We start from the raw sequence: 524 nt of genomic DNA on the forward strand, positions 1-524 counted from the left end.
GCCACGCCCGACAGGGTCAGCATCGAGCCCCAGTCGAAGGCGAAGTCCAGCCCGGCCGTGTACTGGAGCACCGCGCCCATCAGCACCCCGCCCGCCGCGGCCAGCGCCAGCCCGAGGGCCATCGGGATCGCGGTCTGCCACAGCACGGACAGCGCCAGCACCCGGCGCCGGGTGCCGAAGGCGTACAGCACGCCCAGGATCCGGCGCTGCTCCCGGAGCCGTTCCAACTGGCCGACCAGCAGGCTCAGGCTGACCAGCAGCAGGGTCAGCCCGGCTCCGGCGGTGAGCACCCGCTTGACGGCGAGATAGGTGTGGTCCGCCTCGAAGGTGAGCGGGAAGCCGGTCCGGGCCTGCGGGGAGATCACCATGGCGTCCGTGATCAGCTGCTCGGCTTGCTCGGCCTGGTCGGCCTGGTCGGCCTGGTCGGCTTGCTCGGCCGTCCCGGCGGACATCGTCACCAGGACGGTCGCGGGCTGTCCGCGCAGCACGCCGGCCGGGACCGCGCCCGGGGTCAGCAGCAGCTG

Annotated in this window: 1 protein-coding gene; it reads right to left on the reverse strand. The window is 73.5% G+C overall.

The features are described from left to right. Positions 1-524, reverse strand: a 524-nt coding sequence (locus ABD323_RS45295; protein WP_344447761.1) for an FtsX-like permease family protein, incomplete at both ends; no start/stop codon positions are given.

It is taken from the genome of Kitasatospora nipponensis, from assembly GCF_039528135.1.
Classification (GTDB): Bacteria; Actinomycetota; Actinomycetes; order Streptomycetales; family Streptomycetaceae; genus Kitasatospora; species Kitasatospora nipponensis.